This window comes from Massilia agrisoli, assembly GCF_020831365.1.
GTDB classification, from domain to species: Bacteria; Pseudomonadota; Gammaproteobacteria; order Burkholderiales; family Burkholderiaceae_D; genus Telluria_A; species Telluria_A agrisoli.
The window spans coordinates 446,718-447,070 of record NZ_JAJHPV010000009.1; the positions used below are offsets into that span (position 1 = coordinate 446,718).

The 353-nt window shown below is 54.7% G+C and carries 1 rRNA gene (only partly in view); it reads left to right on the forward strand.

Annotation, left to right across the window (positions count from 1 at the left end):
* Positions 1 to 353 (forward strand): 16S ribosomal RNA (locus LMJ30_RS06500) (it extends past both window edges: 261 nt to the left, 833 nt to the right).

A 353-nucleotide genomic window follows, 5' to 3' on the forward strand; every position in this document is an offset into this window, starting at 1 on the left:
CGATCAGTAGCTGGTCTGAGAGGACGACCAGCCACACTGGAACTGAGACACGGTCCAGACTCCTACGGGAGGCAGCAGTGGGGAATTTTGGACAATGGGCGCAAGCCTGATCCAGCAATGCCGCGTGAGTGAAGAAGGCCTTCGGGTTGTAAAGCTCTTTTGTCAGGGAAGAAACGGTGGGGGCTAATATCCCCCGCTAATGACGGTACCTGAAGAATAAGCACCGGCTAACTACGTGCCAGCAGCCGCGGTAATACGTAGGGTGCAAGCGTTAATCGGAATTACTGGGCGTAAAGCGTGCGCAGGCGGTTTTGTAAGTCTGATGTGAAATCCCCGGGCTCAACCTGGGAATT